This is a genomic window from Streptomyces sp. NPDC002176, from assembly GCF_044903645.1.
Classification (GTDB): Bacteria; Actinomycetota; Actinomycetes; order Streptomycetales; family Streptomycetaceae; genus Streptomyces.
On sequence record NZ_JBJDQW010000003.1, the window covers coordinates 245,961 to 271,555 of the forward strand.

The following is a 25,595-nucleotide window of genomic DNA, read 5'->3' on the forward strand; positions in this document are numbered from 1 at the left end:
GCATGATGCCCAAAAGTGATGAAATCTCCGGCCCTGGTGGGACCGGCCTGGACGAGCGGATCACCGGTGCCCTGCTCGGCGCCGCCGTGGGGGACGCCCTCGGCGGGCCGGTCGAGGGGTACAGCCCCGACCAGATCGTCGAGCGCCACGGCGGCCGGGTGCACGGGATCGTCGGCCCCTGGAACGGCGACGCCTGGCGCACCGCCCGCAGAATCGCGCCGTACCACAAGGGCGACGGGCACGTCACCGACGACACCCTGATGACGCACGCGCTGATCCGGGTGTACGCCCGCGTCCGGGACCACCTCGACGCGTACGCCGTCGCGGAGCATCTGGTGCCGGACCTGATGACCGAGCCGCGCTGGATTCCCGAGCTGGAGGCGGAGGCGCTGCCGCTGCAGCGGATCTTCCTCGCCGAGAAGTGGCTGGTGGCCCGGATCGCGTACGGGCATGTGGACCCGCGTGAGGCGGGCACCGGGAACATCGTCAACTGCGGGGCGGCGATGTACATGGCCCCGGTCGGCCTGGTCAACGCGGCGAACCCGGCGGGCGCGTACGCCGAGGCGCTGGACGTGGCGGGCGCCCACCAGTCGTCGTACGGCCGGGAGGCGGCCGGGGTGTTCGCGGCCGCCGTGGCCGCCGCGTGCGCGCCGGGCGCGACCCCGGACTCGGTGGTGGCCGCGAGCCTGGCGCTGGCCAAGGACGGCACCCGCGAGGCCATCGAGAAGGTCTGCGAAGTGGCCGCCGGGCACGGTGACTTCGAGTCGGCGCTGCTCCCGCTGCGCCAGGCGGTCGCCCCGTACGACACGGTCGGCCCCGACTACCGCTCCCCCTCGCTGGGCGCCCGCCGCCCCTCCCGGCTGCACTCGATCGAGGAACTCCCGGTCGCGCTGGGCATGTTGGTGGTCGCGGGCGGTGATCTGCGGCACGCGGTGCTGGGCTCGGTGAACTACGGGCGGGACTGCGACTCGATCGCCACCATGGCCGGGGCCCTCGCGGGCGCGCTCGGCTCGCCGGTGCCCGAGGACTGGGCGAAGACGGTGGCCGAGGCGAGCCGCCTGGACCTGTGGGCCCCGGCCCGCGAGCTGACCGAGGTCGCCCGCGAGGTCTTCGTCCGGGACACCGGGCGGCGCCGGGCGCACGAGCGGGCGTTCGCCGCGCTGGGAGGCCCCGCATGCTGCGACTGACCTGGGTGCAGCCCGAGGACCTGGTCGGCCATGAGCTGCGCCAGGCCCGCCTGGACGGCCGTAACGCCACCCGGATCGAGGCGCGCTGGCGCGCGGCGGGCGGCGCGGACGCCCCCGAGCGGGCCGGTGCCTCACCCGAGCCCGCCTCCCGCTACCTGCGCCTGCTGGCGGAGGATCTGCTCGACGAACTGGCCGAGCTGCCCAGCGAGTTCACCGAGCTGGAGCCGACCGCGCTGGACCGGATCGAGGCCCTGTGCCCCGACTGGCCCGCCTCCCCCGCCGCGCGCACCGCCCCCGACCCGGACGCACTGGAGGCCGCCTGGCTGGGCCGCGCCATCGGCTGCCTGCTCGGCAAGCCGGTGGAGAAGCTCCCCCTGGACGGCATCCGCGAGTTGGCCCGCGCGACCGGCAACTGGCCGCTGACCACGTGGTTCACCGCGAAGGGCGTCCCCGAGGACCTGCTCGCCCGGCACCCCTGGAACCGCCGCTCCGCCCCGACCTCGCTGGCCGAGAACATCGACGGCATGCCGGAGGACGACGACCTCAACTACCCCCTGCTGGGCCTGCTCCTCCTCGCCCGCCACGGCCGCGCCTTCACCACCGACGACGTGGCCCGGCTCTGGCTGGACGAACTCCCGCCCGGCCGCGCCTTCACCGCCGAACGCGTCGCCCTGCGCAACCTCCTCGCCGGGGTGGAGCCCCCGCACACCGCCCGGTACCGCAACCCGTTCCGGGAGTGGATCGGCGCCCTGATCCGCGCCGACGTGCACGGCTGGACCAACGCGGGCGACCCGGCGGCCGCCGCCGCGCAGGCGCACCGGGACGCCGTCCTCACCCACACCGCCACCGGCGTGCACGCGGCGATGTTCGCGGCCGCCGTCATCGCCGCCGCTTCCACCGGCACCCAGGACGTGCACGCCTGTCTGCGCACCGGCCTCACCGTGGTCCCGCCCGCCTCCCGGCTGGCCCGCGCCGTGACCGACGCCGTCCACCTGGCGCGGGAACACACGGACTTCGACGACGTGGTGGATGCCCTCCACATGTCGTACGGCCCCACCCACCACTGGGTGCACGCCCTGCCCAACACCGCCCTGATCGCCGCCGCGCTCACCCACGCCGACGGCGACTTCACCGGCTCGGTCTGCCGGGCGGTGTCGGGCGGCTGGGACACCGATTCCAACGGCGCGACGGCGGGCTGCGTCGCGGGCCTCCTCGCGGGCGCCCCCGACGCCCTGCCGGAGCGCTGGCGGGCCCCGCTCAAGAACCGGCTCGCCACCTCGGTCGCCGACTTCGACGGCACCGGCTTCGACACCCTCGCCCGACTCACCCACCTGGAGGCGACCCGCCCATGACCCACATCGTCGTGCTCGGCAGCACGAACATGGACCTCGTCACCTATGTCGCCCGGGCACCGCAGCGCGGCGAGACCGTCACCGGCCGGGAGTTCCGCACCATTCCCGGCGGCAAGGGCGCCAACCAGGCCACCGCCGCCGCCCGCGCGGGCGCCGTGGTGTCGCTGATCGGCGCGGTCGGCAACGACGCGTACGGCACCCGGCTCCGCGAGACCCTGGAGCACTCCGGCGTCGACACCGACTTCCTGCGCACGGTCGAGGGCCCGTCCGGCACCGCGCACATCGTGGTGGACGACGAGGGCAACAACTCCATCGTCGTCGTCCCCGGCGCCAACGGCACCGTCGACCACCTCTCCCCCGGCGACGAGGGCCTGATCGCCTCCGCCGACGCCCTGCTGCTCCAGCTGGAGGTGCCGCTCCCGGCCGTGATCGCGGGCGCGGAGGCGGCCCGGCGGCACGGCGTCCGCACGGTGCTCACCCCCTCCCCCGCGCAGCCGCTGCCGGAGGAGCTGCTGAGCGTGACCGACGTCCTGGTCCCCAATGCTTACGAGGCCGTCACCCTCACCGGCCGCACCGACCCGCTCGACGCGGCCGTCGGCCTGCTCGACCTGGTGCCGGAGGTGGTGCTCACCCTGGGCGAGGCGGGGGTGCTGTACGTGTCCCGCGACACCGAGCCGCTCGCGGTGCCCGCGCACCAGGTCGCCGCGATCGACTCCACGGGCGCGGGCGACACCTTCGCGGGGGCGTACGCGGTCGCCGTCGCCGAGGAGAAGCCGCTGCGGGAGGCGCTGTCCTGGGCGGCGGCCGCGGCCGCGCTGTCGGTGCAGCGGGAAGGCGCGTCGGCGTCGATGCCGTACCGCCCCGAGATCGAGGTGCAGTACACCGCATGAGCGCCGACCGCCCCGACAACGCGCCCCGCCCGCCGCTGGACGGCCTGCGGGTGCTGGACCTGGCCACCCTGTTCGCCGGTCCGCTGGCCGCCACGATGCTCGGTGACTTCGGCGCCGAGGTGATCAAGGTGGAGCATCCGCTGCGGCCCGACCCGTCCCGCGGGCACGGCCCGGCGAAGGACGGCGTCGGCCTGTGGTGGAAGACCCTCGGCCGCAACAAGCGGACCATCACCCTGGACCTGTCCCGCCCCGGCGGCCGGGAGACCCTGCTGAGGCTCGCCGCCACCGCCGACGTGGTGATCGAGAACTTCCGCCCCGGCACCCTGGAGAAGTGGGACCTGGGCTGGCCGGAGCTGTCCGCGGCCAACCCCCGGCTGGTGCTGGCGCGGGTCACCGCCTTCGGCCAGTTCGGCCCGTACGCGCACCGGCCCGGCTTCGGCACCCTGGCCGAGGCGATGAGCGGCTTCGCGGCCCTCACCGGCGAGCCGGAGGCGCCCCCGACCCTGCCGCCGTTCGGGCTCGCGGACTCCGTCACCGCGCTGGCCACCGCGTACGCCGTGCTCACCGCGCTGGCCGCCCGGCAGCGCACCGGCGCCGGGCAGGTGGTCGACATGGCGATCATCGAGCCGATGCTCGCCGTGCTGGGCCCCCAGCCGACCTGGTACGACCAGCTCGGCTACGTCCAGGAACGCACCGGCAACCGGTCCGCGAACAACGCCCCGCGCAACACCTACCGCACCCTGGACGGCTCCTGGGTCGCGGTCTCCACCTCCGCGCAGTCGGTGGCGGAACGGGTGATGCGCCTGGTGGGGCGCCCGGAGCTGATCGACGAGCCCTGGTTCGCCACCGGGGTCCAGCGGGCCGCGCACGCCGACGAGCTGGACGAGGCGGTCGGGAACTGGATCGCCGCCCGCCCCCGTGACGAGGTGCTGGCCGCCTTCGAGAAGGCCGAGGCGGCCATCGCCCCCGTGCAGGACGTACGGGACGTCTTCGAGGACCCGCAGTACCAGGCGCTGGACACGGTCACCACCGTGGCCGACCCGGACCTCGGCCCGCTGCGCATGCAGAACGTGCTCTTCCGGCTCTCCGCGACCCCCGGCGCGATCCGCTGGGCCGGACGCGGACACGGCGCCGACACCGACGCGGTCCTCACCGAGCTGGGCCTCGGCCCGGCGGAGATCGGCGCGCTGCGCGAGGAGGGTGCGCTGTGACGCCGCTGACCTGGCTGTACGTGCCCGGCGACCGGCCGCGCGTGGTGGACAAGGCGCTCGCGGCGGGCGCCGACGTGGTGGTGATCGACCTGGAGGACGCGGTCGCCCCGGACCGCAAGGAGTACGCCCGCGCGGCCACCGCCGACCGGCTCGCGGACCCCCAGCCGGTCCCGGTGCACGTCCGCCTCAATGGCCCCGACGGTCCCTGGGCGGCGGCCGACCTCGCCGCGCTGGCCGACCTGCCGGGCGTCTCCGGGCTGCGGCTGCCCAAGGTGGCCGTCCCCGAGCAGATCCGCCGTACCGCCGAGGCCACCGCGCTGCCGCTGTACGCGCTGCTGGAGTCCGCCCTCGGCATCGAGCACGCCTACGCCATCGCCACCGCCCACCCGTCCCTGCGCGGCCTCTCCCTCGGCGAGGCCGACCTCCGCTCCGACCTCGGGGTACGGGCCGACGCGGGCCTGGACTGGTGCCGGGCGCGGGTGGTGGTGGCCGCCCGCGCGGCGGGCCTCGCCCCGCCGCCCCAGTCGGTGCATCCCGACGTACGGGACCTGGACGGGCTCGCCGCGTCCTGCGCCCGCGGTCGCGCGCTGGGCTTCGTGGGCCGCGCGGCGATCCATCCCCGCCAGCTCCCGGTGATCGCGCGGGCCTACCTCCCCACCCCGGAGGAGGTCGCGGAGGCGGAGACGGTGCTGAAGGCAGCGGCCACCGAGCAGGGTGCCCTCGCGCTGCCCGACGGCCGCTTCATCGACGCGGCGGCGGTGGCGCAGGCCCAGCGGACACTGTCGATGGCCGACGGGGCCTGAACACGGCGAAGGGCGCCCGGAGGTGTTCCGGGCGCCCTTCGGCGTGTGTACGGGGCTGGGGTCAGCCCTTCTTGCCGGACTCGGCGGTGTCCTTGACGACGGCTTCGGCTTTGGGCTCGGGCTTCGCGCCCTCCTCAGCCTTCTCGTCCTTGGTCACATCGACCTTCGTCTCGGCGTCGTCCTTGCCCTCGGCGCCCTCGGCCTTGGCCTCACCGTCACCGGCGTCCGTCTCGTCCTCGGTCCCGGCCTCGGACTCGGTCTCGTCCCCGGCCGGATCGTCGGCGGCACCCCGCTCGACGACCGCTTCGCGGCCCGGACGGCGCCGCGCGGAGAGCACCAGGTAGGTCACCGCCAGCAGGAACACCACGACGGCGGTCCAGACGTTCAGCCGGACGCCCAGGATGTGGTGGGCGTCGTCCACCCGCATGTACTCGATCCAGGCGCGGCCCGAGCAGTAGGCGGCGACGTACAGCGCGAAGGCGCGGCCGTGGCCCAGCTTGAAGCGGCGGTCGGCCCAGATGACCAGGAAGCCGACGCCCACGCACCACAGGGACTCGTAGAGGAAGGTCGGGTGGTAGTAGCCCGGCACCCGGCCGCCCTCGGAGGAGGTGATGTGCAGGGCCCAGGGCAGGTGGGTCTCGTGGCCGTACAGCTCCTGGTTGAACCAGTTGCCCCAGCGGCCGACGGCCTGCGCGAAGGCGATGCCGGGGGCGACGGCGTCGGCGTAGGCGGGCAGGGCCACGCCCATGCGCCGGGCGCCGATCCACGCGCCGACCGCGCCCAGCGCGATGGCGCCCCAGATGCCCAGGCCGCCCTCCCACACCTTGAAGGCGTCCACCCAGTCGCGGCCCGGACTGAAGTACAGCTCGTAGTCCGTGATCACGTGGTAGAGCCGGCCGCCGACGAGGCCGAAGGGCACGGCCCACACCGCGATGTCGGCGACCGTGCCGGGGCGGCCGCCCCGCGCGATCCAGCGCTTGTTGCCGAGCCAGACGGCGAGGAAGACACCGATGATGATGCAGAAGGCGTAAGCGCGCAGCGGGACGGGGCCGAGGTACAGCACCCCGTGCGACGGGCTGGGAATGTAGGCAAGTTCCATGGCAAGGACGACGCTACCGTGCCGGGCCGCGCGGTCGCCGCGCGGCCGGGCTACGGGTCCATAACGGGGAGGTGAGAAATCCCCTCATCCGCGGTCGGCGCTCTCCACCATCTCCTTGAGCTTCTCGGGGGTCATGGACTGGTCCTGGTAGATGTTCTTGCCGCCGAACAGCACGGTCGGTGTGCCGCCGTAGCCGCCGGAGGCGAACGCCTGCTGGGAGCGGTCCACCCAGGTGTTGTGGGTGCCGTCGTTGACACAGGAGCGGAACGTGGGCGTGTCGAGGCCCTTGACCTTGCCCGCGAGGTCGATCAGCTTGCCGTTGTCGGCGAAGGCGTCGTCGGTCTCCGGGGGCTGGTTCGCGTACAGCACGTCGTGGTACTCGCGGAACTTCCCGGCGTCCTGGGCGCAGGCCGCGGCGTTGGCCGAGTGCAGCGAGCCGGTGCCGCCCATGTTGCCGTCGATCAGGCGGACCAGGTGGTACTCGACCCGGAGTTTGCCCGCGTCGGTCAGTTCGTGCAGCGTGGAGCGGTACCGCGTCTCGAAGGACTGGCAGGCGGGGCAGCGGAAGTCCTCCCAGATGGTGAGCGTGGACTTGGCGCCCTCCTTGCCTACCGGGATCGCCAGGCTGTCCTTGCCCTGGGCGCCGGAGGGGGCCACGACCGGGCCCGCGTTCTTGCTGCCCTTGTCCTTGCCCGCGTTGGCCGCGATGACCCCGATCACCGCGGCGAGGCCCAGCACGCCGACGACACTGACGCCGACGATCAGCGCGCGCCGGCGCTTCTCCGCGGACTTCTGCTTCTCGCGCTCGGCGGCCAGGCGCTGGCGGGCGTTGCGCTTTCCGTCACGGTTCTTCTCGCTCACACCCCCCTGAACGAACCGGGGAGGCGCATTGCGCCTCCCCGGCCGGAGGTCCACCCGTTCGAGTGACCTGGAGCGATGCGGGTCAGGCGCCCCGGCGGACGCCCTTCGCCAGGTCGGCGGCGAGCGCGCGGACCGCGTCGACACCGGAGGCGTCGTCGGGGGCGTCCAGCATGCGCTTGACGAAGGCCGAGCCGACGATGACGCCGTCGGCGAAGGCGGCCACCTCGGCGGCCTGGGCCGCGTCGGAGACGCCGAGGCCGACACAGACGGGCAGGCCGGAGCCGGTGGCGCGGGTGCGCGTCACCAGGTCCTCGGCCTGTGCGCCCACGGACTCACGGGTGCCGGTGACACCCATCAGCGAGGCCGCGTAGACGAAGCCGCTGCCCGCCGAGGTGATCTCGGCGAGCCGGGCGTCCCGGCTGCTGGGGGCGACGACGAAGACGGTGGCGAGGCCGTGCTTCTCGGCGTGCTCGCGCCACAGCGCGGACTCCTGCACGGGCAGGTCGGGCAGGATGCAGCCCGCGCCGCCCGCCTCGGCCAGCTCGGCGGTGAACCGCTCGACGCCGTAGCGGTCGATGGGGTTCCAGTACGTCATCACGAGCACCGGCTTGCCGGTGGCCGCGTGCGCCTCGCGGACCGTGCGCATGACGTCGGCGATGCGTACGCCGCCGCGCAGGGCGATGTCGTCTGCGGTCTGGATGACCGGGCCGTCGAGCACCGGGTCGCTGTGCGGCAGGCCGACCTCGACGACGTCCGCGCCGCCGTCGAAGGCGGCCTTGATCGCCTCGATGCCGCCGTCCACGGTCGGGAACCCGGCCGGGAGGTAGGCGATGAGCGCGGCGCGGTCCTCGGCCTTGGCGGCGGCGAGGGTGTCCGACAGCAGGTTGATGGTGCCGCTCACTTGGCGTCCCCCTCGATCTCGGCGGTGTGGGCCTCGTCGGCCGCGACCTCGGCGTCGGTGTCGTACAGCCCGAAGTACCGGGCGGCGGTGTCCATGTCCTTGTCGCCGCGTCCGGAGAGGTTGACGACGATCAGCCCGTCCGGGCCCAACTCCTTGCCGACCTCCAGGGCACCGGCCAGCGCGTGGGCGCTCTCGATGGCCGGGATGATGCCCTCGGTGCGCGACAGCAGGCGCAGCGCCTGCATGGCGGCGTCGTCGGTGACCGCGCGGTACTCGCCCCGGCCGGAGTCCTTGAGGTAGGAGTGCTCGGGGCCGATGCCGGGGTAGTCCAGACCGGCCGAGATCGAGTACGGCTCGGTGATCTGGCCCTCGTCGTCCTGGAGGACGTAGGAGCGGGAGCCGTGCAGGATGCCGGGCTCGCCTGCGGTGAGGGTGGCCGCGTGCTCGCCGGTGTCGATGCCGTGTCCGGCGGGCTCGCAGCCGATCAGGCGGACGTCCGCGTCGGGGATGAAGGCGTGGAAGAGGCCGATGGCGTTGGAGCCGCCGCCGACGCAGGCGATGGCGGCGTCCGGGAGGCGCCCGGCGCGCTCCAGGATCTGTCGGCGGGCCTCCACGCCGATGACGCGGTGGAAGTCGCGGACCATCGCCGGGAAGGGGTGGGGTCCGGCGACGGTGCCGAAGAGGTAGTGGGTGTGGTCGACGTTGGCGACCCAGTCGCGGAACGCCTCGTTGATGGCGTCCTTCAGGGTGCGACTGCCGGACTTCACGGCCACGACCTCGGCGCCGAGCATGCGCATCCGGGCCACGTTGAGGGCCTGGCGCTCGGTGTCGATCTCGCCCATGTAGATGGTGCAGTCGAGGCCGAACAGGGCGCAGGCGGTGGCGGTGGCGACGCCGTGCTGACCGGCGCCGGTCTCCGCGATGACGCGGGTCTTGCCCATGCGCTTGGTGAGGAGGGCCTGGCCGAGCACGTTGTTGATCTTGTGCGAGCCGGTGTGGTTGAGGTCCTCGCGCTTGAGGAAGATCTTCGCGTTGCCGGCGTGTTCGGCGAACCTGGGGACCTCGGTGAGTGAGCTGGGGCGGCCGGTGTAGTTGACCAGGAGGTCGTCCAGCTCGCGGGCGAACTCGGGGTCCGCCTTGGCCTTGTCGTACTCGACGGCGACCTCGTCCACGGCGGCGACGAGGGCCTCCGGGATGAACTTGCCGCCGAAGGCGCCGAAGTAACCCCCGCTGGTGGGGACTTGACCCTCCGGGTCGGGGAAGAAGTAGTTGCTGCTGGGCATGCCAGTACCTCACGGTGAGTGCGTGTGAAAAGACACTATTCGCCGTGGGGGCGGGGAATCGATTGTTGACTGCGAGCCGTCAGTGGCTTGTCGCGCAGTTCCCCGCGCCCCTACAGGTCGGCTGCTGCCATCGTCTGCCGTTTACTTGCCCGGGCTCCGCGCCGATGTGGTACCTCACCCTGCGGCCGTGGACCCGGCGGGCCGGGGCTCGGCAGCCACGGGGACGGCAGCCGCGCGCGAGGCGGGCGTGGCGGTCCACGGTGGCGGTCAGGGTGAGGGTCACGGGGTCAAGCCTACCGGGGGATCAGCCGCGGCCGTGCCGCAGCGCGGGGTGCTCGCCCGCGGCCACCAGGTCGGCCACCGCGGTCTTGGGGTCGCGGCCGGTGACCAGGGACTCACCGACCAGGACGGCGTCGGCGCCCGCGTTGGCGTAGGCGATCAGGTCGTGCGGGCCGCGTACGCCGGACTCCGCGACCTTGACCAGCTCGTCGGGGATCTCCGGGGCGATCCGCTCGAAGGTGCCCCGGTCGACCTCGAGGGTCTTCAGGTTGCGGGCGTTCACACCGATGATCTTGGCGCCCGCGTCCACGGCACGCTCGATCTCGTCCTCGTCGTGCACCTCGACCAGCGGGGTCAGCCCGATGGACACGGCACGCTCGATCAGCGACTCCAGCGCGGGCTGCTCCAGCGCGGCCACGATGAGCAGCACGAGGTCGGCGCCGTACGCGCGGGCCTCCCACAGCTGGTACGAGGTGACGATGAAGTCCTTGCGCAGCACCGGGATGTCGACGCGGGCGCGGACGGCCTCGAGGTCGGCCAGCGAGCCGCCGAAGCGGCGCTGCTCGGTGAGGACGGAGATGACGGCGGCGCCGCCCGCCTCGTAGTCGGCGGCGAGGGCGGCGGGGTCGGCGATGGCGGCCAGCGCGCCCTTGGACGGGCTGGAGCGCTTGACCTCGCAGATCACCTTGACGCCGTCGCCCTTGAGGGCGGCCACGCCGTCCTTGGCCGCCGGGGCCTGCGCGGCGCGCTCCTTGAGCTCGTCGAGGCTGACGCGGGCCTGCCGCTCCGCGAGGTCGGCCCGGACTCCGTCGATGATCTCGTCGAGCACACTCACGCGAGCGGCCCCCTTTCAGCCGTTGGTCATGCGGCGGGTTCGAAAACCCGTGGTCACTGCGATGGTATCCGGAGGCGGTGCCAGGGCTCGCATCCGGCGGGCGGCGGTCCCATTACCTGGACATTCCTTGTTGATCAAGGACGGATCGAGCCACCGAACGGCAGGTTCCGGACGACGGTGAAGAGCAGCAGCGCGGAGCCGAGGACCCACAGCGGGGTGCGGCCGAGGGCCAGGCGCACCGGCAGGCCCCGGGCGGCGCGGACCGCCCAGAGGGTCCACAGCACGGCGAAGGCGAGGTAGGCGGCGACTCCGGCCGCGTTGTCGTGCAGGGCGCCGAGGAGGTCGCCGTGGACGAAGGCGTGCGCACTGCGCAGTCCGCCGCAGCCGGGGCAGTACAGCCCGGTGAGCGCGTACAGCGGGCAGACCGGGTAGTGGCCGGGCTGGTTGGGGTCGACGGCGCCGACGTAGGCGAAGGCTCCGGCCACCGCGGCGAGCACTCCGGCCGGGGCGGCGAGGCGGCGCCACAGCGGGGGCCGCGCGGGCTGGGTCTCCGCGGGCGGGGCGAAGGGCGGGGCACCGCTGTCGGCGTTCACGCTGGCATTCTGCCGCGACCCCGCCGCGGACGCGCGAAGGGGCGCCCCCGAGCCGTCCGTACGGCTCCGGGGCGCCCCTTCGGGCGATTCGCTCAGCTCTCGGCGCCGACCGGCTCACGGGTGGCGGCGGCGGTAGGGCGGGCCGGGGTGGCGCTCGCCTTCGGCATGCCGAGGCCCATGGAGCGCATGATCCAGCCCACGATGCCACCGAGGGCCACGATCACCAGACCGGCCCAGAAGCCGACGGGCTGGGCCATCACGGTGAAGGCGCCCGAGACGCAGAAACCGATGAAGGCGATGATGACACCGGTCCAGGCGGCCGGGGTGTGACCGTGGCTGCTGCCCGCCATGACTTGCTCCTCGTTGCTGTGTACGTGTCGAGTACATGCCGTACGGGTCGTACGGTCCGAGCCCGCCCGTCACTGTCCGAGCCGGGTCGCTCGCGGTCCATTGTCCCGTACGCCCCCACGCGATCGACGCGGGGGTGGGAGTCTGGTTGCCCACACTCGGGCGGTGGTTCAGGCGCCGGTGGGGTCCTCGCCCCGGTCCAGGGCCTTCCAGATCTCCTCCGGGCGCTCCGGATCGACCGGGCGCGCGGTGCGCCGGGGGCGGTCCGTGCCGCGCTCGTAGCGGCCGGACATGGCGGGCCAGCGGGAGCCGTAGCGCAGCGCGAGGAGTCCGGCGAGCAGGATCAGCACCCCGCCCACCGCCGCGGCGTAGGGCCACGCGGTGTGGGTGAGGGCGTCGACGGTGGCCGAGGTGTCGCCGGTGGTCTCGGCCGCCTTCTCGTCCAGCGCGGAGCCGTCGGCGACCCCGGCGAGGGCGGCGGCGACGATGCCCGCGCCGGAGAGCGTGAGCAGCGCGGCGACGGCGAACCGGCCCGCCCGGCGCACGGCGAACACGGCGACCAGCGCGGCCAGGCCGACGACGGCCAGGGCGGCCGGGACGCCGGTGACGTCGCTGCCCTTGGCGGTCAGCGGGAAGGCGCCTCCGGCGACCGTCGCGGTCCCCTCGGACCAGCGCTGCCGGGTCGCCAGCAGCGCCACGGCCGCGCCGAGCGCGCCGAACAGCAGGGCGGCGGCGAGGCTGCGGCGGCCGGAACGGGCGGGCGCGGCGGCTTCGGAACGGGGGTGCGGTACGGCAGTCACGTACTCCACTATCGCCTGAACCCGCCACGAAGCGTCATCCGGGGTTCCCGCGAACGCGTCACACCGAGCCCAGCCGGTTGGCGGTGTGCACGGCGCGCAGCACGGCCGCCGCCTTGTTCCGGCACTCCTGGTCCTCCGCGACCGGGTCGGAGTCCGCGACGATCCCGGCTCCGGCCTGCACGTATGCCGTGCCGTCGCGCAGCAGGGCGGTGCGGATGGCGATGGCGGTGTCGGAGTCGCCCGCGAAGTCGAGGTAGCCGACGCAGCCGCCGTACAGGCCGCGCCGGGAGGGCTCGAGTTCGTCGATGATCTGCATGGCGCGGGGCTTGGGGGCGCCGGAGAGGGTGCCGGCCGGGAAGCAGGCGGTGAGCACGTCGAAGGCGGTGCGGCCGCCCGCGATCTCGCCGGTGACGGTGGACACGATGTGCATGACGTGCGAGTAGCGCTCGATCGACATGAAGTCGACGACCTCCACCGAGCCGGGTTCGCAGACCCGGCCGAGGTCGTTGCGGCCGAGGTCGACCAGCATCAGGTGCTCGGCGCGCTCCTTGGGGTCGGCCATCAGCTCGTCGGCGAGGGCCTGGTCCTCCTGCGGGGTGGCGCCCCGGTGCCGGGTGCCCGCGATGGGGTGCACCATGGCGCGCCCGTCCTCGACCTTGACCAGCGCCTCGGGCGAGGAGCCGACCACGTCGAACCCGTCGAAGCGGAACAGGTACATGTACGGGGACGGGTTGGTGGCCCGCAGCACCCGGTACACGTCGAGGGCGCTGGCGGTGCAGGGCGTCTCGAAGCGCTGGGAGGGGACGACCTGGAACGCCTCGCCCGCGCGGATGCGCTCCTTGACGTCCTCCACGGCCTCCTGGAAGTCGGGGCCGCCCCACAGCGCGGTGTACTCGGGCAGCTCGGAGGGCGGCAGCACGGCCGGGGGCTGGGCGACCGGGCGGGCCAGGTCGGCCTCCATGGCGTCGAGCCGGGCGATCGCGTCGGCGTACGCCTCGTCCACACCGGTGTCGAGGTCGTTGTGGTTGATCGCGTTGGCGATCAGCAGGACCGAGCCCTCCCAGTGGTCCATCACGGCGAGATCGCTGGTCAGGAGCATGGTCAGCTCGGGCAGCTTGAGGTCGTCGCGTTCGCCGGGGCCGATCTTCTCCAGGCGGCGGACGATGTCGTAGCCGAGGTAGCCGACCATGCCGCCGGTGAAGGGCGGCATGCCCTCCTGGTGCGGGGTGTGCAGGGCCTGGAGGGTGGCGCGCAGCGCGGCGAGCGGGTCGCCGTCGGTGGGGACGCCGACCGGCGGGGTGCCGAGCCAGTGGGCCTCGCCGTCGCGCGTGGTCAGCGTTCCGGCCGAGCGGACGCCGACGAAGGAGTACCGGGACCAGGAGCGGCCGTTCTCGGCGGACTCCAGCAGGAAGGTGCCGGGGCGTTCGGCGGCGAGCTTGCGGTAGAGGGCGACGGGGGTGTCGCCGTCGGCGAGGAGCTTGCGGGTGACCGGGATGACGCGCCGGTCGGCGGCGAGCTTGCGGAAGGTGTCCAGGTCCATGGCGCTCACTGGCCTTCACCCTTCAGCAGCACGTCGGCGTCGAAGCAGGTGCGGTCGCCGGTGTGGCAGGCGGCGCCGGTCTGGTCGACCTTGACCAGCAGGGTGTCGGCGTCGCAGTCCAGCGCGACCGACTTGACCAGCTGGACATGGCCGGAGGTGTCGCCCTTGACCCAGTACTCCTGGCGGCTGCGGGACCAGTACGTGCAGCGGCCGGTGGTCAGGGTGCGGTGCAGCGCCTCGTCGTCCATCCAGCCGAGCATCAGCACCTCGCCGGTGTCGTACTGCTGGGCCACGGCGGGGACGAGGCCGTCCGGGTCGCGCTTGAGGCGGGCGGCGATCTCGGGGTCGAGGCCGCTGGGACGGGGGCTGCCGGTCGTACGGGTCATGGGTGCCATTGTGCCGTGCGGTGCCCGGGGTCACGTTCCGTGTCCGCTGCGTGGTCCTCGGGTGTGGCCGTAGGCTGAACCCATGTCGACCTTCGCCAAGCGTGAACGGCTCCTGCTCGCCGACCTCTTGGAAACCGCCGGCCCGGACGCACCGACTCTGTGCGAGGGCTGGACGACCCGTGATCTGGCCGCGCACGTGGTGGTGCGCGAACGGCGCCCCGACGCGGCGGCCGGGATGCTCGCCAAGCCGCTGGCCTCCCGGCTGGACCGGGTGATGGACGAGTACGCGGCCAAGCCCTACGACGAGCTGATCCGGCTGATCCGTACCGGCCCCCCGAAGTTCTCCCCGTTCCGGGTCAAGCAGGTGGACGAGGCGGCCAACACCGTCGAGTTCTACATCCACGCCGAGGACGTGCGCCGCGCCCAGCCGGACTGGAGCCCGCGGGAACTGGACCCGGTGTTCCAGGACTCGCTGTGGACGCGGCTGGAGCGTACGGCCCGGATGACCGGGCGGCACGCGCCGACCGGTCTGGTGCTGCGCCGCCCGGACGGCCGTACGGCGGTGGCGCACCGGGGCACGCCGGTGGTCACGGCGACCGGCGAGCCCTCGGAGCTGCTGATGTTCGCCTACGGGCGGCAGGATTCGGCCAAGGTGGCGCTGGAGGGCGACGCGGACGCGATCACCGCCCTGCACGACTCCCGTCAGCTGGGCCTCTGACGTCCGACGGGAGCGGGGCACCGCCATGATCAAGGTCGCCATGACCGGGGTGTACGTGGACGACGTGGCGCGGGCCCACACCTTCTACACAGAAGTGCTGGGGTTCGAGACCAGGCTGCACATGGACCTCGGTGACGGCGTGCTGTTCGTGACGGTCGGCGCCCCCGACGGCGCCCAGCCGGACCTCCAGCTGCTGCTGGAGCCCGGCGGGGGCCCGATCGCCGAGCCGTACCGCACCGCGCTGTACGAGGCGGGCCTGCCGACCATCGTGTTCGAGGTGGACGACATGCGGGTGGAGTACGAGCGGCTGCTCGCCGCCGGTGTCCGGTTCACCCATCCCCCGCAGGAACAGGGGCCGGTGCTGGCGGCCGTGTTCGACGACACGGTCGGCAACCTGGTGCAACTGACCCAGCGGCTGCACTGACCGCGCCTTCAGGCCGGGAGTTCGGCCCGCCTGAGGTGCGGGAAGCACAGCACGACGACCCCGCCGAGCCCGCACACCGCGGCGCTGGCCACGAACACCGGGCCGAGCCCGAAGGCGCCGATCGCGGCGGCCGCGAACGGCATGCTCAGCGGGGCGAGCCCCAGGCTGACCAGGCTGGCGACGGCCGTGATCCGGCCCAGGTAGGCGGGGTCGGCCTGGGTCTGGAGCAGCGCCCCGCACATCGCGCCGCTGAGCCCGGCGAGCAGCCCGACCAGCAGGGCCACGCCGACCGCGGCGGGGAGCACCGGCACATAGGCGAGGGCGCCGATGGCGACGGACCCGGCGAGGATCGAGCAGGCCGCGGTGAGTCCGGCGCGCGGTACCCGGCCGCGTACGGCCAGCAGCAGTGAGACGGCGCCCGCGCCGACGCCGAACCCGGCGAGCACCCAGCCCATGCCGGGCGCGCCCCAGCCGCGCCGGTCGGCGAGCAGGGTGAGGCCGACGTTGAGCGGGCCGACGAAGCCGAAGTCGCCGAGCGCGATGGCCAGCATCAGCGGGCCGAGGACGCGGTGGCGGCGGACGTAGCGCAGGCCGTCCACCAGACCGGCCCAGGCGGTGCCCGCCTCGCGGGCGGTCTCCTCGGTGGGCAGCGGCCTGATCCGGACGGTGATCAGCAGGGGCAGCGAGAGCGCGATGAGCAGTCCGGCCAGCCCGAACGCGGTGGCCGCGCCGCCCAGGGCGACGCCGAGTCCGCCGAGCGGGGCGCCGACGACTCCGGCGATCCGGATGGCGAGCCCGCGCAGGCCCTGGACCCGGGCGAGCTGGCCGGGGGCGGTGATCCGGGCCGGGAGCGCGCCGACGGCCGGCATGAAGACGGCGTCGACGGCGCCGAAGACCAGCGCCAGCGCGGCGAGCGGCCACAGTCCGGGCGTGGTGACGGACAGCAGCGCGGCCACGGCGAGCACGGCCGCGCACCGCACGGCGTCGCTCCCGACGACCACCCGGCGCGGCCCGAACCGGTCCGCGATCACCCCGCCGCCCAGCAGCAGCAGCGCCCTGGGCACCGCACTGGCCGCCATCACCGCCCCCGCCTCCGAGGGACTCCCGGCCCGCACGGCGGCCCAGGACAGCGCGATGTAGTAGACGTTGTCCCCGAGCATGGACGCGGTGTACGCACCCAGCCAGCGCAGCACGTTGGGGTCACGATGGGCCGCCCGGTCGCCTGTCGGGGCGGCCGGGCGTATCTCGGTGTCGGTGAGGGGGGTCGGTTCAGACACGGACCGGGTGGCCCGCTTCTCGCAGGGTCTGCTTGACCTGGCCGATGCGGAGGTCGCCGAAGTGGAAGACGGAGGCGGCCAGGACCGCGTCCGCGCCCGCGTCGACGGCGGGTGCGAAGTGCGACAGAGCGCCCGCGCCGCCGGAGGCGATGACCGGGACGGAGACGTGCTTGCGGACGGCCGCGAGCATGTCGAGGTCGTAGCCGTCCTTGGTGCCGTCGGCGTCCATCGAGTTGAGCAGGATCTCGCCCGCGCCCAGCTCGGCGGCCCGGTGCGCCCATTCGACGGCGTCGATGCCGGTGCCGGTGCGGCCGCCGTGGGTGGTGACCTCGAAGGAGCCGGACGGGGTGCGGCGGGCGTCCACCGAGAGGACGAGCACCTGGCGGCCGAACCGCTCGGCGATCTCACGGATGAGGTCGGGCCGGGCGATGGCCGCCGTGTTGACGCCCACCTTGTCGGCGCCCGCGCGCAGCAGCTTGTCCACGTCCTCGGCGGTGCGGACGCCGCCGCCCACGGTGAGCGGGATGAAGACCTGCTCGGCGGTGCGGCGCACCACGTCGTAGGTGGTCTCCCGGTCGCCGGAGGAGGCGGTGATGTCCAGGAAGGTCAGCTCGTCGGCGCCCTCGGCGTCGTAGACCTTGGCCATCTCCACCGGGTCGCCCGCGTCGCGCAGGTTCTGGAAGTTGACGCCCTTGACGACCCGGCCGTTGTCCACGTCCAGGCAGGGGATCACGCGTACGGCCAGGGTCATGCGGACACTCCTCGGAACGCCTCCACCTCGATCTCGACGACCAGACTGGGGTCCACGAAACCAGAGACGATGATCATGGATGCGGCGGGCCGGACGGTGTCGAACAGCTCCTTGTGAGCGCGCCCCACATCGTCCACGTCCCGTGCATGGGTGATGTACATACGGGTGCGCACCACATCGTCGCGGCCGAGACCCACCTGCGCCAGCGCGTCCAGCGCGACACCGAAGGCGTTCACGGCCTGCTCGTACGGGCCGCCCCCGGCGATCTGGCCGTCCACGATGGAGGTGCAGCCCGATACCAGTACCAGGCCGTTGGGCAGCTCCACGGCGCGGGAGTAGCCGAACTGGTCCTCCCAGGGCGCGCCCGAGCCGATCCGGCGGACGTCGCTCACCGGGACACCGCCGCGAGCGCCTCTTCCAGGGTGAACGCCTCGGCGTACAGCGCCTTGCCGACGATGGAGCCCTCGACGCCGAGCGGCACGAGGTCGGCGATGGCGCGCAGGTCGTCCAGCGAGGAGACGCCGCCGGAGGCGACGACCGGGCGGTCGGTGGCCGCGCAGACGTTCCGCAGCAGCTCCAGGTTGGGGCCCTGGAGGGTGCCGTCCTTGGCGATGTCGGTGACGACGTAGCGGGCGCAGCCCTCCTGGTCCAGGCGGGCGAGGGTCTCGTAGAGGTCGCCGCCGTCGCGGGTCCAGCCGCGGCCGCGCAGGGTGGTGCCGCGTACGTCGAGGCCGACCGCGATCTTGTCGCCGTGCTCGGCGATGACCTTGGCGACCCACTCGGGGGTCTCCAGCGCGGCGGTGCCGAGGTTGACGCGGGTGCAGCCGGTGGCGAGGGCGGCGGCGAGGGTGTCGTCGTCGCGGATGCCGCCGGACAGCTCCACCTTGATGTCCATCGCGCCCGTGACCTCGGCGACCAGGGCCCGGTTGTCGCCGGTGCCGAACGCGGCGTCCAGGTCGACCAGGTGCAGCCACTCGGCGCCCGCGCGCTGCCAGGCGAGGGCCGCCTCCAGCGGGGAGCCGTAGGAGGTCTCGGAGCCGGACTCGCCGTGCACGAGACGGACGGCCTGGCCGTCGCGGACGTCGACGGCGGGGAGCAGTTCGAGCTTGGCCATGGTCTTAGAGGGTTCCGATCCAGTTGGTGAGGAGCTGGGCGCCGGCGTCGCCGGACTTCTCGGGGTGGAACTGGGTGGCGGACAGGGCGCCGTTCTCCACGGCGGCCACGAACGGCCCGCCGTAGGTCGACCAGGTCACCGCGGGCGGGGTCATGGCCGCGTTGAGCTGCTCGAAGTCCCAGTCCTGCACCGCGTAGGAGTGCACGAAGTAGAAGCGGTCGGCGGGGTCGAGCCCTGCGAAGAGCCGCGAGTCGGCCGGGGCGTCGACGGTGTTCCAGCCCATGTGGGGCACGACCTCGGCCTGGAGTGGGCCGACCGTGCCGGGCCACTCGTCGAGGCCCTCGGTCTCCACGCCGTGCTCGATGCCGCGGGCGAACAGGATCTGCATGCCGACGCAGATGCCGAGCACCGGGCGGCCGCCGGACAGGCGCCGGTCGACGACCCAGTCGCCGCGGGCCTCGCGCAGGCCGGTCATGCAGGCGGCGAACGCGCCGACGCCGGGCACCAGCAGTCCGTCGGCGTTCATCGCCTTGTCGAAGTCGCGGGTGATCTCCACCTCGGCGCCCACGCGGGCCAGCGCGCGCTCGGCGGAACGGACGTTGCCGAAGCCGTAGTCGAAGACCACGACCTTCTTGGGGTCGCTCAACTCCACACCCCCAGCCGCATGACGCCCGCGACCAGGCACATGGCCGCGCCGATGGAGACCAGCACGATCAGGCTGGTGGGCATCTTCTGCTTGACGAAGGAGATGATGCCGCCGACCAGGAAGAGGCCGACGACGATCAGGATGGTGGACAGTCCGGTCATGGGGTTACAGCGCGCCCTTCGTGGAGGGGAGGATGCCGGCCGCGCGCGGGTCGCGCTCGCTGGCGTAGCGCAGGGCGCGGGCCAGGGCCTTGAACTGGCACTCCACGATGTGGTGCGCGTTGCGCCCGTAGGGCACGTGCACGTGCAGCGCGATCTGGGCCTGGGCGACGAACGACTCCAGGATGTGCCGGGTCATCGTGGTGTCGTACTCGCCGATCATCGGCGCCATCTTCTCGGGCTCGGTGTGCACGAGGTAGGGGCGGCCGGAGAGGTCGACGGTGACCTGGGCGAGGGACTCGTCCAGCGGGACCGTGCAGTTGCCGAAGCGGTAGATGCCCACCTTGTCGCCGAGCGCCTGCTTGAAGGCGGCGCCGAGCGCGAGGGCGGTGTCCTCGATGGTGTGGTGGGTGTCGATGTGCAGGTCGCCCTCGGTCTTCACGGTGAGGTCGAACAGACCGTGCCGGCCGAGCTGGTCGAGCATGTGGTCGTAGAAGCCGACGCCGGTGGCGATGTCGGTCTTGCCGGTGCCGTCGAGGTCGATCTCGACGAGAACCGAGGTCTCCTTGGTGGTGCGCTGCACGCGTCCTGTGCGGCTCATGCGTCAAGCTCCTTCTTCAAGTCCCGTACCGCGTCGAGGAACGCGTCGTTCTCTTCGGGGGTTCCGGCGGACACCCGCAGCCATCCGGGCACGCCGTTGTCCCGGACCAGCACCCCCTTGTCGAGGATGCGCTGCCATGCGCCGTGGGTGTCCTCGAAGCGGCCGAACTGCACGAAGTTGGCGTCGGACTCGGTCACCTCGTAGCCGATGGACCGCAGTTCGGTGACGAGCCGGTCCCGCTCGGCCTTGAGCTGCTCGACATAGCCGAGCAGCGTGTCGGTGTGCTCCAGCGCGGCCAGCGCGGTCGCCTGGGTGATGGCGCTCAGGTGGTAGGGCAGCCGGACCAGCTGGACGGCGTCCACCACGGCGGGGTCGGCGGCCAGGTAGCCGAGGCGCAGTCCGGCGGCGCCGAACGCCTTGGACATGGTCCGCGAGATCACCAGGTGGGGGCGGCCCTCGAGGAGCGGCAGCAGCGAGTCGCCGTGGCTGAACTCGATGTACGCCTCGTCCACGATCACCATGGACGGCTTCGCCGCCTGCGCGGCCTCGTACAGCGCGAGGACCGTCTCGGGCGGGACGGCGTTGCCGGTGGGGTTGTTGGGGGTGGTGATGAAGACGACGTCGGGCCGGTGCCGGGTGATGGTGTGCACGGCGGCGGGCAGGTCGATGGTGAAGTCCGCGCCGCGCGGCCCGGAGATCCAGCCGGTGCCGGTGCCGCGCGCGATCAGCGCGTGCATCGAGTACGACGGCTCGAAGCCGATCGCCGTGCGGCCGGGCCCGCCGAAGGTCTGGAGCAGCTGCTGGATGACCTCGTTGGAGCCGTTGGCCGCCCAGACGTTCGCCATGCCGAGGGCGTGGCGCCCGGTCCGGGTGAGGTATTCGGCCAGTTCGGTGCGGAGCTGGACGGCGTCCCGGTCGGGGTAGCGGTTCAGGTTCCGCGCGGCCTCGCGCACCCGCTCCGCGATCCGCTCGACCAGCGGTTCGGGCAGGGGGTAGGGGTTCTCGTTGGTGTTCAGCCGGACGGGGACGTCCAACTGGGGCGCGCCGTAGGGGGACTTGCCGCGCAGCTCGTCACGGACGGGGAGCTCGTCCCAGGGGGACTGGGCGCTGTTGCCGGTCACTTGGTCCCCGGTACCTTCCACCCGAAGCGGGCCTTGATCGCCGCGCCGTGCGCGGGCAGGTCCTCCGCCTCCGCGAGGGTCACCACATGGTGGGCGACCTCGGCGAGCGCGTCCTCGGTGTAGTCGACGATGTGGATGCCGCGCAGGAAGGACTGCACGGACAGCCCGGAGGAGTGGCAGGCGCAGCCGCCGGTGGGCAGTACGTGGTTGGACCCGGCCGCGTAGTCCCCGAGGGAGACCGGCGCCCAGGGGCCGATGAAGACGGCGCCCGCGTTGCGCACCCGGTCGGCGACGGCGGCCGCGTCACGGGTCTGGATCTCCAGGTGCTCGGCGCCGTACGCGTCGACCACCCGCAGGCCCTCCTCGACGCCGTCCACGAGGACGATCGCGGACTGCTGCCCGTTCAGCGCGGGCACGATCCGGTCGTCGATGTGCTTGGTGGCGGCGACCTGCGTCTTCAGCTCCTCCTCCACCGCGTCGGCCAGCGCGACCGAGTCGGTGACCAGGACGGCGGCGGCCAGCGGGTCGTGCTCGGCCTGGCTGATCAGGTCGGAGGCGACGTGCACCGGGTCGGCGGTCTCGTCGGCGAGCACGGCGATCTCGGTGGGACCGGCCTCGGCGTCGATGCCGATCTTGCCGGTGAAGTAGCGCTTGGCGGCGGCGACCCAGATGTTGCCGGGGCCGGTGACCATGTTGGCGGGCGGGCAGGACTCGGTGCCGTACGCGAACATCGCCACGGCGGTGGCGCCGCCCGCCGCGTACACCTCGTCCACGCCGAGCAGGGCGCAGGCGGCGAGGATGGTCGGGTGCGGGAGGCCGTCGAACTCGGCCTGCGCGGGCGAGGCGAGCGCGATGGACTCGACCCCGGCCTCCTGCGCGGGCACCACGTTCATGATCACGGAGGAGGGGTAGACCGAGCGGCCGCCGGGCGCGTACAGCCCGACCCGGTCGACGGGGACCCACTTCTCGGTGACGGTGCCGCCGGGGACGACCTGGGTGGTGTGGGGGTTACGGCGCTGGGCGCGGTGGACCAGGCGGGCCCGGCGGATGGACTCCTCCAGGGCCGCGCGCACGGCCGGGTCGAGGGCCTCCAGCGCGTCGGTGAGCGCCTGGGCCGGGACACGGACGGATTCCAGCCGTACCCCGTCGAACTTCTCCGCGAAGTCGATCAGTGCCGCGTCGCCACGATGATGCACGGCCTCGCAGATCGGACGCACCTTCTCCAGGGCGGCCGAGACGTCGAAGTCGGCTCGGGGCAGCAGGTCGCGCAGGGCGGGGCCCTCGGGGAGGGCGTCGCCGCGCAGATCGATTCGGGAGATCACAGTCCCAATTCTCTCAGACCGGCGCCGGGGCCCGTCCGCGCGTATCAATGGCTGATACAGAACGTAAGACAACCGCTGCGACAGAGCGTGGCCGGAACCCGCGAATTCACCCTCACTTTGTGTGTCGAACCCGTCACTCAGCGGGCATGAGCCGGGAAACGACGGATGGGACGTACGTGGGCGGCGGGCCGGGCGGGAACGCTCATGGCCGGCTCGCGGGAGAGGAGCCGCGGTGACCGAGGCACTGACGGCGGGTCCGGGCGCCGCGGAGCTGCCGGACGATCTGACCCCGGCCGAGGCGGGCATGTGGCAGGCGTTCCGCAACGGCAGCGTGTACGACCTGAGCAGCGGCGAGGCGGCCGTGGACGATCCGCACGGCGGCGTCCCCTGGGGCGCCGAGCGCAGTGTGCGGGCGCGGGTGGTGTGCTGGCTGCTGCTGGACGGGCCGCCCGCGCTCGCGGGCCGGGTCTCCTCGCTGAAGCTGACCGGGGTGCGGATCACCGGCACGGTGGACCTGGCGGGCGGCACCGTCACGCCGTACATGGAGCTGCGCGGCTGCCGGTTCGACGAGGAGGTCCGGGTGCCGGAGGCGCATTTCACCACCGTGCGGCTGGTGGACTGCGCAATACCCCGGCTGGAGGCGGCGCGGGTGCGCACGGAGGGCGATCTGCATCTGGCGCGCTGCCGGTTCCGTACCGGCGTCCGGCTGACCGACGCCCGGATCGGCACCGACCTGATGCTCAACCAGGCCGTGGCGCACCGGGACCGGAGCGGGCGGTCCATCACGGCGGACGGCATGACGGTCGGCCAGGACCTCCAGGCGGAGATGCTGGAGTCGTACGGCGAGCTGCGGCTGCGCGGCGCCCAGGTCGGGGTGTCGCTGAGCCTGCGCGGGGCCCGGCTGTCCAACCCGTACGCCCGGCTCGCGCTGAACGCCCCGCAGCTCACGGTGGAGCGGACCCTGTATCTGACCCCGGCCGCGGTGGGCAGCCCGCTGCTGAGCGGGACGACCCCGGCGCGCGGGACGCGGGTGCAGCGGTTCGAGTGCCGGGGCGGGATGCGGCTGGACGACGGCCGCTTCGGGGACGCGGTGGACCTGGAGGGGGCGCGGTTCGTGCTCACCGACGACCAGGAGCTGTCGCTGCGCCGGATACAGACGCCCGAACTGCGCTTCCTCGGGGACCGGCCGCCGTCGGGGCGGGTGGTGCTGTCCGGCGCCCGGACGGTCAACCTGGTGGACCACGCGGGCAGTTGGCCGGAGCCGGGCAACCTCCAGATGAGCGGCTTCGCGTACGAGAACCTGGTGCCGCGCGGCCCGTTCCCGCTGGCCCACCGGCTGGACTGGGTGGCGGCGGCGACCGCCGAGTACCACCCGGAGCCGTACGAGCGGCTGGCCGCCGTGCTGCGCGCGGCCGGGGAGGACGAGGACGCCCGCGAGGTGCTGCTCGCCAAGCACCGCAGACGCCGCGAGACGCTGCCTCCGGCGCTGAAGCTGTGGGGGTACGCGCAGGACTGGGCGGTCGCCTACGGGTACCGGCCGGGCCGGGCCGCGGTGTGGATGGCGGTGCTGTGGGCGGCGGGCACGCTGGCGTTCGCGCACGCCGACCCGTCGCCCGTGCACCCGGAGGACCGTCCGGCGTGGAGTCCGGCGCTGCTCACCCTGGACCTGCTGCTGCCGGTGATCGACCTGGGTCAGCTGGACCAGTGGCGGCTGCGCGGGGCGTGGCCGTGGCTGGCGGCGGTGCTGATCATCCTGGGCTGGGTGCTGGCCACGGCGGTGGCGGCGGGCGCCACGCGGCTGCTGCGGCGGAGCTGACGCACGGGGCGGGCAGGGCGGGAGGGGCACGAGGGGTGGCCGGAGTGGCAGGGGCCTGACAATAGTTGAAAAGCTACCTTTTTGCGCTTCCTTGACCTTCGGGGGCACAACCTTCCACAACTTGCCCAAACCCTCTGGCGCGGGCCCGATCTGCGGACTTTCAATGGTCGACACCATGGTTCTGCTGCCGGCGTTTTTCCGCCCCACCCGGAAGACACGACGCGCCTCGCGCCCGGACTCCCCCGCACCGGCCGACGACGTCATCCTCGACGCGCCCGACGACCGTCTCTCCCCCGCCCTGGTCGCGGCCGGGCAGGGCGAGTTCCCGGTCGCCGCCGCCCTGCTCGCGGCCACCCGCGCGGCGGGCCAGTGGGAGGAGCGCGACGCCTACGCCACCCGGCTCGCCGCCTTCGCCCGCTCCCGCCCCGAGTGGTTCGAGGCGTGGCGCGCGGCCGACCCCGGCGATCCCGGCGTCCTGCTCGTCGGCGCCCAGCTGGCGGTGGACCGCGCCTGGCCCTCGCCGGGCCGCGCCGAACTGCTGCGCGAGGTCAGCCCGCTGATCACGGCCGCCGCCCGCGCCGACGACCGCGACCCGGTGCCCTGGCGGATCGCGCTGGACCACGCGCGCGGCTCCCGCGCGGGCCACAAGTACTTCGAGGAACTGTGGGAGGCGGCCGTACGGCGCTCCCCGCACCACTACGGCTGCCATGTGGCCGCGCTGCGCTATCTGGCCACCTTCTGGCACGGCTCGCACCGCGAGTGCTTCGACTTCGCCGAGCCCGCCGCCCAGGACGCGCCGCCCGGCTCGCTGGTCCAGGCGCTGCCGCTGCGGGCCGCCTTCGGCTATCTGACCGACGCCTGCGGCCCCGTGGTGCCCCGCGACCGGCTGCTCGCCGCGGCCGACCGCGCGGTGGCCCTCTCGGCCCACTTCCCGGCGGCCGACCCGCGCCCGGCCGAGGTCCGCAACAAGCTCCTGTACGTCCTGCTGCGCCTGGAGCGCTGGGAGGAGGCCCGCACCCAGCTGGCGCTGATCGGCCCGTACGCCACCTCGTACCCGTGGAACCGGGTCTCCGAGGACCCGCTCGGCCACTTCCTGCGGCTGCGCGACGCCCTGCTGACCGGCGCCCCGCCCGCCGCGCTGGCCGCCCTGCTCCCGACCCCGCCGCGCCCCCGTCCCTGAGGTCGGCGGGGGCCCGCCAGCGCCCCGCCAGGCCAAGATCGGTGAGGCAACCGCTGGCGCCGCGGACGCTCCCGCGGACCCGACCATTAGGCTGGGGCG

At 73.5% G+C, this 25,595-nt stretch carries 29 protein-coding genes; 9 read left to right on the plus strand and 20 right to left on the minus strand.

Annotation, left to right across the window (positions count from 1 at the left end; translation table 11 throughout):
- The first annotated feature begins 2 nt into the window (after positions 1–2).
- Genes ACI2LY_RS14890 through ACI2LY_RS14910 form a run of 5 tightly spaced genes read left to right on the plus strand, consistent with a single transcriptional unit; the run spans position 3 to position 5,443 of the window.
- Positions 3–1,187, plus strand: a complete 1,185-nt coding sequence (locus ACI2LY_RS14890; protein ID WP_404707503.1) for an ADP-ribosylglycohydrolase family protein — start codon at positions 3–5, stop codon at positions 1,185–1,187.
- Positions 1,175–2,539 (plus strand): ADP-ribosylglycohydrolase family protein, encoded by a 1,365-nt coding sequence (locus ACI2LY_RS14895; RefSeq protein WP_404707504.1) that lies wholly within the window; start codon positions 1,175–1,177, stop codon positions 2,537–2,539. The genes ACI2LY_RS14890 and ACI2LY_RS14895 overlap by 13 nt, the downstream gene beginning before the upstream one ends.
- Positions 2,536–3,429: a ribokinase gene (rbsK, locus tag ACI2LY_RS14900; protein WP_404707505.1), complete on the plus strand. Its 894-nt coding sequence runs from the start codon at positions 2,536–2,538 to the stop codon at positions 3,427–3,429. The genes ACI2LY_RS14895 and rbsK overlap by 4 nt, the downstream gene beginning before the upstream one ends.
- Positions 3,426–4,640, plus strand: a complete 1,215-nt coding sequence (locus ACI2LY_RS14905) for a CaiB/BaiF CoA transferase family protein (RefSeq protein WP_404707506.1) — start codon at positions 3,426–3,428, stop codon at positions 4,638–4,640. Before rbsK ends, ACI2LY_RS14905 begins: the two co-directional genes overlap by 4 nt.
- Entirely contained in the window at positions 4,637–5,443 is an 807-nt protein-coding gene (locus ACI2LY_RS14910; RefSeq protein WP_404707507.1) for an HpcH/HpaI aldolase/citrate lyase family protein, read from the plus strand. Before ACI2LY_RS14905 ends, ACI2LY_RS14910 begins: the two co-directional genes overlap by 4 nt.
- Positions 5,444–5,504: 61 nt before the next feature.
- Here the strand turns inward: ACI2LY_RS14910 and lgt are convergent, their stop codons facing one another.
- The 11 genes from lgt to hisI all read right to left on the minus strand — a co-directional run bounded on the left by lgt (position 5,505) and on the right by hisI (position 14,368).
- Positions 5,505–6,542: a prolipoprotein diacylglyceryl transferase gene (gene lgt, locus ACI2LY_RS14915; RefSeq protein WP_404707508.1), complete on the minus strand. Its 1,038-nt coding sequence runs from the start codon at positions 6,540–6,542 to the stop codon at positions 5,505–5,507.
- Between the two features lie 84 nt (positions 6,543–6,626).
- Complete coding sequence (locus ACI2LY_RS14920; RefSeq protein WP_388992269.1) at positions 6,627–7,403, minus strand: DsbA family protein; 777 nt, start codon at positions 7,401–7,403, stop codon at positions 6,627–6,629.
- 82 nt (positions 7,404–7,485) lie between these two features.
- A complete protein-coding gene (gene trpA / locus ACI2LY_RS14925; RefSeq protein ID WP_404707509.1) occupies positions 7,486–8,304 on the minus strand; it encodes a tryptophan synthase subunit alpha in 819 nt (272 codons plus the stop codon).
- Positions 8,301–9,587, minus strand: a complete 1,287-nt coding sequence (gene trpB / locus ACI2LY_RS14930) for a tryptophan synthase subunit beta (protein ID WP_404707510.1) — start codon at positions 9,585–9,587, stop codon at positions 8,301–8,303. The genes trpA and trpB overlap by 4 nt, the downstream gene beginning before the upstream one ends.
- 79 nt (positions 9,588–9,666) lie before the next feature.
- Complete coding sequence (gene trpM / locus ACI2LY_RS14935) at positions 9,667–9,870, minus strand: tryptophan biosynthesis modulator TrpM (RefSeq protein WP_393603771.1); 204 nt, start codon at positions 9,868–9,870, stop codon at positions 9,667–9,669.
- Between the two features lie 21 nt (positions 9,871–9,891).
- Positions 9,892–10,701, minus strand: a complete 810-nt coding sequence (gene trpC, locus ACI2LY_RS14940; RefSeq protein ID WP_393911239.1) for an indole-3-glycerol phosphate synthase TrpC — start codon at positions 10,699–10,701, stop codon at positions 9,892–9,894.
- Positions 10,702–10,835: 134 nt separating this feature from the next.
- A complete protein-coding gene (locus ACI2LY_RS14945) occupies positions 10,836–11,294 on the minus strand; it encodes a DUF2752 domain-containing protein (protein WP_404707511.1) in 459 nt (152 codons plus the stop codon).
- A 92-nt stretch (positions 11,295–11,386) separates the two neighbouring features.
- Complete coding sequence (locus tag ACI2LY_RS14950; protein ID WP_404707512.1) at positions 11,387–11,644, minus strand: HGxxPAAW family protein; 258 nt, start codon at positions 11,642–11,644, stop codon at positions 11,387–11,389.
- Positions 11,645–11,812: 168 nt separating this feature from the next.
- Positions 11,813–12,451: a TIGR02234 family membrane protein gene (locus ACI2LY_RS14955; RefSeq protein ID WP_393911236.1), complete on the minus strand. Its 639-nt coding sequence runs from the start codon at positions 12,449–12,451 to the stop codon at positions 11,813–11,815.
- A 49-nt stretch (positions 12,452–12,500) separates the two neighbouring features.
- Positions 12,501–13,982: an anthranilate synthase component I gene (locus tag ACI2LY_RS14960; RefSeq protein ID WP_404708144.1), complete on the minus strand. Its 1,482-nt coding sequence runs from the start codon at positions 13,980–13,982 to the stop codon at positions 12,501–12,503.
- Between the two features lie 5 nt (positions 13,983–13,987).
- Entirely contained in the window at positions 13,988–14,368 is a 381-nt protein-coding gene (hisI, locus tag ACI2LY_RS14965) for a phosphoribosyl-AMP cyclohydrolase (RefSeq protein ID WP_404707513.1), read from the minus strand.
- 82 nt (positions 14,369–14,450) lie between these two features.
- Here hisI and ACI2LY_RS14970 point away from each other — a divergent pair, with 82 nt between their 5' ends.
- Positions 14,451–15,086: a TIGR03085 family metal-binding protein gene (locus ACI2LY_RS14970; protein WP_404707514.1), complete on the plus strand. Its 636-nt coding sequence runs from the start codon at positions 14,451–14,453 to the stop codon at positions 15,084–15,086.
- A 25-nt stretch (positions 15,087–15,111) separates the two neighbouring features.
- Positions 15,112–15,510, plus strand: coding sequence for a VOC family protein (locus ACI2LY_RS14975; protein ID WP_404707515.1), 399 nt, complete (start codon positions 15,112–15,114; stop codon positions 15,508–15,510).
- Between the two features lie 8 nt (positions 15,511–15,518).
- Here ACI2LY_RS14975 and ACI2LY_RS14980 read toward each other — a convergent pair whose 3' ends face one another.
- The 9 genes from ACI2LY_RS14980 to hisD are packed head-to-tail and all read right to left on the minus strand — an operon-like array spanning position 15,519 to position 22,500.
- On the minus strand, positions 15,519–16,787 hold the full coding sequence (locus tag ACI2LY_RS14980) for an MFS transporter (RefSeq protein WP_404707516.1): 1,269 nt from the start codon (positions 16,785–16,787) through the stop codon (positions 15,519–15,521).
- On the minus strand, positions 16,780–17,538 hold the full coding sequence (gene hisF / locus ACI2LY_RS14985) for an imidazole glycerol phosphate synthase subunit HisF (protein ID WP_401631562.1): 759 nt from the start codon (positions 17,536–17,538) through the stop codon (positions 16,780–16,782). The genes ACI2LY_RS14980 and hisF overlap by 8 nt, the downstream gene beginning before the upstream one ends.
- Positions 17,535–17,930, minus strand: coding sequence for a RidA family protein (locus tag ACI2LY_RS14990; RefSeq protein WP_404707517.1), 396 nt, complete (start codon positions 17,928–17,930; stop codon positions 17,535–17,537). The genes hisF and ACI2LY_RS14990 overlap by 4 nt, the downstream gene beginning before the upstream one ends.
- Positions 17,927–18,652 (minus strand): bifunctional 1-(5-phosphoribosyl)-5-((5-phosphoribosylamino)methylideneamino)imidazole-4-carboxamide isomerase/phosphoribosylanthranilate isomerase PriA, encoded by a 726-nt coding sequence (gene priA / locus ACI2LY_RS14995; protein WP_388992314.1) that lies wholly within the window; start codon positions 18,650–18,652, stop codon positions 17,927–17,929. The genes ACI2LY_RS14990 and priA overlap by 4 nt, the downstream gene beginning before the upstream one ends.
- A gap of 4 nt (positions 18,653–18,656) precedes the next feature.
- A complete protein-coding gene (gene hisH / locus ACI2LY_RS15000) occupies positions 18,657–19,304 on the minus strand; it encodes an imidazole glycerol phosphate synthase subunit HisH (protein WP_388992317.1) in 648 nt (215 codons plus the stop codon).
- On the minus strand, positions 19,295–19,459 hold the full coding sequence (locus ACI2LY_RS15005; RefSeq protein WP_030810044.1) for a hypothetical protein: 165 nt from the start codon (positions 19,457–19,459) through the stop codon (positions 19,295–19,297). Before ACI2LY_RS15005 ends, hisH begins: the two co-directional genes overlap by 10 nt.
- Positions 19,460–19,463: 4 nt before the next feature.
- Complete coding sequence (gene hisB / locus ACI2LY_RS15010; RefSeq protein WP_161187986.1) at positions 19,464–20,057, minus strand: imidazoleglycerol-phosphate dehydratase HisB; 594 nt, start codon at positions 20,055–20,057, stop codon at positions 19,464–19,466.
- Positions 20,054–21,178, minus strand: a complete 1,125-nt coding sequence (locus ACI2LY_RS15015; RefSeq protein WP_404707518.1) for a histidinol-phosphate transaminase — start codon at positions 21,176–21,178, stop codon at positions 20,054–20,056. Before ACI2LY_RS15015 ends, hisB begins: the two co-directional genes overlap by 4 nt.
- Complete coding sequence (gene hisD / locus ACI2LY_RS15020) at positions 21,175–22,500, minus strand: histidinol dehydrogenase (RefSeq protein ID WP_404707519.1); 1,326 nt, start codon at positions 22,498–22,500, stop codon at positions 21,175–21,177. The genes ACI2LY_RS15015 and hisD overlap by 4 nt, the downstream gene beginning before the upstream one ends.
- Positions 22,501–22,804: 304 nt before the next feature.
- On the opposite strand from hisD, the gene ACI2LY_RS15025 reads away from it, so the two are divergent.
- Together ACI2LY_RS15025 and ACI2LY_RS15030 are read left to right on the plus strand one after the other, a co-directional pair.
- Positions 22,805–24,316 (plus strand): oxidoreductase, encoded by a 1,512-nt coding sequence (locus ACI2LY_RS15025; RefSeq protein WP_404708145.1) that lies wholly within the window; start codon positions 22,805–22,807, stop codon positions 24,314–24,316.
- Between the two features lie 163 nt (positions 24,317–24,479).
- Positions 24,480–25,496 (plus strand): hypothetical protein, encoded by a 1,017-nt coding sequence (locus ACI2LY_RS15030; protein WP_404707520.1) that lies wholly within the window; start codon positions 24,480–24,482, stop codon positions 25,494–25,496.
- Positions 25,497–25,595: the final 99 nt, after the last annotated feature.